Source organism: Enteractinococcus helveticum (genome assembly GCF_020742345.1).
Lineage (GTDB): Bacteria > Actinomycetota > Actinomycetes > Actinomycetales > Micrococcaceae > Yaniella > Yaniella helvetica_A.
In genome coordinates this window covers 1-5,641 of sequence record NZ_DYXC01000014.1, presented here as the reverse complement: position 1 = coordinate 5,641, position 5,641 = coordinate 1, and the positions used below count along the sequence as shown (strand labels likewise).

Sequence of the window (5,641 nt, the reverse complement as noted above, 5' to 3'; positions counted from 1 at the left end):
ACTGATCAACAACTCCACTATCGAAAATATCGACGAAGCAGACTTCCAGCGTCTTGCAAACGAAGCCAAGGAAACCTGTCCCGTGTCGAAAGCACTACAGGGCGTGGAAATCACTTTGAACGCCACACTCGCCTAATCCGTACACGAGAGATCGCAATCCTGTTGCGGATGCCAGGCTCACTGGCATTCCCACATGACAACAAACGATCGCGTGACTCTTCGAAACCCCAAACAAACTGAAGATAGCAGCTGGTCAGATCATTGCGTTACATCCTGATGGGCAGGGGCCGTAGCGAATGAACTGACGTCGGCACACCTTAGGGCGTTGCCGTCGGTTAGAGCCGCGTTCTGGCGTTCGCGACCTCAAAGGCTGACGGTCTAGGCGTACAAAAACATGTACACCCGCATTCGTGGCGCAGCCGATCGAGCTGGATGGTTGTTGTGAGTGCACCCGTATTTTTAAGTGCTCCATGAATAGGCAGAAACTATGCCAAACATCTCCTTAGCAGCCCAGCGTGTGCTGTCTCCAGTTGAGTTCACACATCCTGGCGATATTGATGTGGTGCCCGCCCAGCCGGGAATCTACGGTTGGTGGATTCGTTCCGGAAGCCTTGAGATCCCGGTAGCGAACTACCAGCAGCAGGACGGTTTTGAGCTGATATATGTGGGTATTTCTCCGCGCAAACCAAGCGCAGCTGGGCGCTTGTCGAAGGGCAATATTCGCAGGCGTTTGAATCAGCATGTAAATGGTAACGCTTCGCAGTCCACACTGCGTCGTAGCCTTGGCGTTCTCCTTATGGAAGCGCTCGATATGACCCTGATATTCCGTAAAGGTCGATATCTTTGGGACAAGGAAGCACACCTTACAGACTGGATACATGACAACGCGCGGATAGGGTATGTCGTCGATGATGCACCTTGGTTGGTTGAAGATGAGCTGTTAGCGCAGGCGGTTCTGGCTCTTAATATTCAGGGCCGGGGCAATGATCCATTCGCAAAGACTCTCGCGGCGCGACGTCGTGCGGCTCGCGCTGTGGCTCGCTTGAACTGAGCGTCTGGCACCTACGGTGCAACCGGCCATCGGGTCAGCATCCGCGCCTGGGCCTAGTCGGTGACTTCTGCGCCGGCGTCAAGGGCTTCGGCTACTTCAGCGAGCTTGGTCACCGACCGATCCAGCGCTTCTTTGGTGTTGGCTCGGGCGCGGTCGAACCGACCTTCGTCGGTCAGCTGGCTCCAGTCGTAGGTGTGACGGACCAAAGTTGTGACATTATCTATTGGTTCGAGTTCCCAGCGCCATAAATGACCGGGCGCTTCTTCACCAACTGGGGCTGGCTTCCACGCAATGACACGGCCTTCTTCAAATTCTACGATCTCGTTGACTCGTTGTTTGCCGCTGGTCAGCTCCATGGTGAAGCTCTGACCGACGCGGTTGATGCGTTGGCCTTGATCAGCATGGGCGAGGTTGTCGTTACCATCAAATTGCGGGTGCCGAGAGGGATCGGCGATCAGTTTGAAGATCTCGGCGGCTGGAAGTGCGATTTCACGTTCAGTGCTGATAATACGTTGTTCCGTCATGGCTCCACTCTTCCACTGGTAACCAACCCCGTCTAGGGGAGACATGATTTCACAGCAAGTTCCCGGGTGGGCACCAAACCGCACCGCCGAGACCGATCAGATCAACGACGAATCCGTGAACATTGTTGAATAAGGTCACTGGCCCGCCGGTCAGCGAAATGAGTACCTCTGATGCCCACGGAAGTTACCGCTTGACGCACGGTGATATGTGAGGTTCGTAGAGGAAGCCGTGGAAGCGTAATCGCCTGAGGTGAAGAGACATGCCTGGATCGACCGTCGGTTGTGGAACGGGGCTTGTGTCCAGGGCGGTGGCCTGTTTGTGTGGAACGTGGAGCCCATCATAGATCTGAAGGAGGACGTATGGTTGAGAACCTGAATGGTCACACTATCGCATTTGTTGCTTCCAACGGCGTCGAACAGGTGGAGCTCACCGCACCCTGGGAGGCAGTGAAAGAAGCCGGAGCTACTCCGGTGTTGGTTTCCGATCAGAAAGACAGCATCACCGCCATGCAAGGTGATTGGGAACACGGCGATTCCTTCACCGTGGACCGTCACATTAGTGAAGCCAAAGTCGAAGATTTTGATTCCGTGGTTCTGCCAGGCGGGACGCTGAATGCGGATGCGCTACGGACCAATGAAGATGTACTGAACTTCGTGCGCGGATTCTTCTCCGCCAAGAAGCCCGTGGCATCGATTTGCCATGGGCCGTGGCTGCTCATCAACGCCGGCGTGGTCGAAGGTCGAACCGTTACCAGCGTCGACAAAATCTCCATAGACCTAAAGAACGCCGGTGCCAACTGGGTGGATAAAGAAGTGGTGGTTGACAATGGTTTGACAACCTCACGAAACCCAGGCGATCTTGATGCGTTCAACGCCAAACTCATTGAGGAAGCCGCAGAGGGCAAACATCAGCAACAGACCACATAATGCCTCACCTACTGCCTGACGCAAGGCCCGCTATCGTTGAATCGATAGCGGGCCTTCGCCTGCGAGGCAAACTGGCAGGGTACACGGTGAGCGCCTTGCCCAGTGCGGTGATGGCCTGGAATACCCATCCAGCGCAGTGACCAAATGGGTACTCTTGCCGATGTTTCCTTGAGAATGTTTCCGTAGCGTGATCAATAGGAGACAACCTCGGGAGCAGTCATGAAAACACAACATGTAAATACAGTTATTATCGGCGCCGGCCAGGCTGGTTTATCGGCTGCGTACCATCTGCAGCGTAGGGGAGTGGAATGTCTCGTACTCGAAGGAAGCGCTCGGATTGGCGACCAATGGCGTGACCGCTACGACAGCCTACGATTATTCACACCTGCGTACGCTGACCGTCTCGACGGTTTGGACTTTCCTGGCGATAAGGAAGCATTTCCCACCAAAGACGAGATGGCAGACTATCTGGAACTGTACGCACTAACCCATGATCTACCCGTTCGATTGCACAGTCAGGTTCGGCGGCTCAGCGCAGGAACCCACGGCGGGTACCTCGTCGAACTGGAACGCGAAGGTCAACGCGAGCTCATCAGCTGTGACGCAGTCATTATTGCTACCGGGACTTTCGGGCAGGACCCAAAGACCCCGGACTTTGCTAATGAGCTTGCCGAGAGTATCTTCCAGCTGCATTCAATTGGCTATCATCATCCCTCTGATTTACCTGACGGTCCGGTACTGGTGGTTGGTGCCTCGCACAGTGGGCTGGATCTGGCGCTGGAACTTGGGACGGACCGTAAGACGACGTTGGTGGGTCCTGCTCGCGGCAACATTCCATTTGAATGGGGGTCGCGTGTCATGCGAAGGGCCTTCCCGCTGATCGAGTTCGTTTTCCAGCACGTGTTGACCAGACGGACGCCAATTGGTCGTAAAGTCTTTAACAATTTGCGTCATCATGGGTCACCCCAGTTACGCGTCAAAGAACACCACCTCAAAGAACGAGGTGTTGAGTGGCTTCAAGAACACATTGTGGGCGTTTCAGCCGATGGGCTGCCGCAGCTTGCCAACGGACGCACATTCGACGTCACCTCGATCGTGTGGGCCACCGGACTGGCACACGACTACTCATGGATTGACCTGCCGCTTCCTATTGAGCACGGCTGGCCGGTCGAATATCGGGGTGTTGTGGAAGAACTACCGGGATTATATTTTCTCGGCCTGGCCTTCCAATACGCCTTCAGCTCCGGTGAGATGAGCGGCGTCGGACGCGATGCGGCCTATCTTGCCAACCGTATTATCCAGGACAACAAAGCTCATGTTCTGGCGGCCTAACCTTGATACTTATATTGCCGAGTTCCTTGTTCAACGGCACAGCGGTGTGGTTGAGCAAGGAATTGCGCACGTTGGCTCCAGCAGTGTTTTGTCCCCGCAAACTAGAATGGTGTCATGGACGTCGTCACAGCGTTGCATCGTGCTCGCGAGGCTTATGAGCGTCGCGAGTGGTTGACTGCCTACAAGACCTTGTCCGATCTGGACGACACAGCGCTCACGGCAACGGATTTCATAACCTTAGCCGACACCGCCGAACTATTGGGTCATTCCAACGATGCAATTCAGGCTTTACAGCGAGCCCACCACTCCGCCATAGCTGCCAATGAACCACTGCTTGCGATACGTGCAACAGCTCGGTTAGCAATGCTGCTGGCACTGCGCGGGGAAACCGCGGTAGCCGGTGGCTGGCTAGCCAGTGGAGAACGCCAACTCGAAGATATTGGTGACGACGTCGTCGAACATGGCTACCTGTTGGTAGCACGTATGCTCGAGCGCGTTGGTGTGGGAGACCTCAAAACGGCAGCGCAGGTCCCACCAAAGATTATTGACTACGCTCGCCGTTTTGATGATGCTAATCTGTTAGCGATCGGGCTCAATCAGCAAGGTCGAGTCTTGACCGTTTTTGGACAGGTTGCTGAAGGCGTGCGTTTCCTTGATGAAGCGATGACCGGCATTGTCGCAGGCGAGGTTGATGATCCAATTTTTGCCGGTGAGGTCTATTGTTCAATGATCGAGGCGTGTCAGTGGATCGGGGACTGGGGTCGCGCTGCCCAATGGACCCGCGCACTCACCACCTGGTGCGACCAGCAGATCGGCATGGTGGCCTTCACCGGTCAGTGCGCGGTACACCGGGCCCAGCTGATGCGGTTCAACGGAGCCTTTACCGACGCCGTAGTCGAACTCGAACGAGCCGTGGAACGATACGAAGCCACAGGTAATCATGCTGCCGTTGCCTTAGCATATATCGAGCGCGGCGATATGCTGCGCCTGATGGGTGACCTCGACGGAGCCGACCAAGCGTATGCTACCGCCGTGGCGCATGGCAGCGATGTTCAAATGGGGCGTGCGCAGCTTAGCTTGAGTCGTGGGGATGTAGCTGGTGCCGTGGCAATGGTGCATCGAGTGCTGGCAGCCGTGCAGGGCAATATCTTTCGGCATCGACTGATCCCGGCGTGTATTGAAGTGCTGCACGCTGCCAATCACACTGATGAGGCCTCCGCGCTCGCAGACGAACTTGCTGGTATCGCTGAAGACTTTGGCAGTGTGGCCGTACGCGCTGCGGCAAGTACCGTAGCAGCCCAAGTCGGTCTTGCACACCATGATGCTCAGGAGGCACTGACTGCCGCAAAGTCTGCGCTGGGTTCCTGGCTTCAACTGGATGCCGCATATGAAGCAGGCCGGTCTCGAGTACTGATTGGCCGGGCCCTGCGACTGCTTGGTGATTACGACGGCGCGAACCTTGAACTACGAACTGCTTTGGATGCGTTCCAAACCCAAGGAGCCACCATAGATGCCCAAGCCGTTGCCGAATTGCTGGGTGAGGATGATCGTCCCGGCGGGCTCACACAACGCGAGATTGAAGTCATCGCCCTGGTAGCCGATGGCCGAACCAACGCTCAAATCGCCAGCGAACTACATCTGTCGGTCAAAACTGTGGCCCGGCACTTGTCGAATATTTTCACCAAGCTCAACGTGGGTTCGCGGACACAAGTCGTCGCGGTCGCACACCGGTATCGTCTGGTGTGACTGCGATCGAACCGGTTGTGACTGCAAAGTCCGCAGCATCAGCATCGGATCCCAAATGCAT

Annotated in this window: 5 protein-coding genes and 1 pseudogene; 5 read left to right on the top strand and 1 reads right to left on the bottom strand. The window is 55.8% G+C overall.

What is annotated here, in order from left to right; all coding sequences use genetic code 11:
- Together K8V32_RS14700 and K8V32_RS00985 are read left to right on the top strand one after the other, a co-directional pair.
- A pseudogene (locus tag K8V32_RS14700) lies at nt 1-136 on the top strand (peroxiredoxin); the annotation flags it as partial.
- 351 nt (nt 137-487) lie between these two features.
- Nucleotides 488-1,051 carry a GIY-YIG nuclease family protein gene (locus K8V32_RS00985; RefSeq protein ID WP_303901504.1) on the top strand — a complete coding sequence of 188 codons (564 nt, stop codon included), beginning with the start codon at nt 488-490 and terminating at the stop codon, nt 1,049-1,051.
- Nucleotides 1,052-1,104: 53 nt separating this feature from the next.
- Here the strand turns inward: K8V32_RS00985 and K8V32_RS00980 are convergent, their stop codons facing one another.
- Complete coding sequence (locus tag K8V32_RS00980) at nt 1,105-1,575, bottom strand: SRPBCC family protein (protein WP_303901501.1); 471 nt, start codon at nt 1,573-1,575, stop codon at nt 1,105-1,107.
- 360 nt (nt 1,576-1,935) lie between these two features.
- On the opposite strand from K8V32_RS00980, the gene K8V32_RS00975 reads away from it, so the two are divergent.
- From K8V32_RS00975 to K8V32_RS00965, 3 genes are all read left to right on the top strand, one after another.
- On the top strand, nt 1,936-2,502 hold the full coding sequence (locus tag K8V32_RS00975; protein ID WP_303901497.1) for a type 1 glutamine amidotransferase domain-containing protein: 567 nt from the start codon (nt 1,936-1,938) through the stop codon (nt 2,500-2,502).
- Nucleotides 2,503-2,721: 219 nt separating this feature from the next.
- Nucleotides 2,722-3,834 (top strand): flavin-containing monooxygenase, encoded by a 1,113-nt coding sequence (locus K8V32_RS00970; RefSeq protein ID WP_303901494.1) that lies wholly within the window; start codon nt 2,722-2,724, stop codon nt 3,832-3,834.
- 114 nt (nt 3,835-3,948) lie between these two features.
- On the top strand, nt 3,949-5,580 hold the full coding sequence (locus K8V32_RS00965) for a helix-turn-helix transcriptional regulator (RefSeq protein WP_303901491.1): 1,632 nt from the start codon (nt 3,949-3,951) through the stop codon (nt 5,578-5,580).
- Nucleotides 5,581-5,641: the final 61 nt, after the last annotated feature.

Bases quoted from the DNA above. Each gene is read 5' to 3' on its own strand.
- K8V32_RS00965 (WP_303901491.1), top strand. From the start codon at position 3,949: ATGGACGTCGTCACAGCGTTGCATCGTGCTCGCGAGGCTTATGAGCGT.
- K8V32_RS00980 (WP_303901501.1), bottom strand. From the start codon at position 1,575: ATGACGGAACAACGTATTATCAGCACTGAACGTGAAATCGCACTTCCA.
- K8V32_RS00985 (WP_303901504.1), top strand. From the start codon at position 488: ATGCCAAACATCTCCTTAGCAGCCCAGCGTGTGCTGTCTCCAGTTGAG.
- K8V32_RS00975 (WP_303901497.1), top strand. From the start codon at position 1,936: ATGGTTGAGAACCTGAATGGTCACACTATCGCATTTGTTGCTTCCAAC.
- K8V32_RS00970 (WP_303901494.1), top strand. From the start codon at position 2,722: ATGAAAACACAACATGTAAATACAGTTATTATCGGCGCCGGCCAGGCT.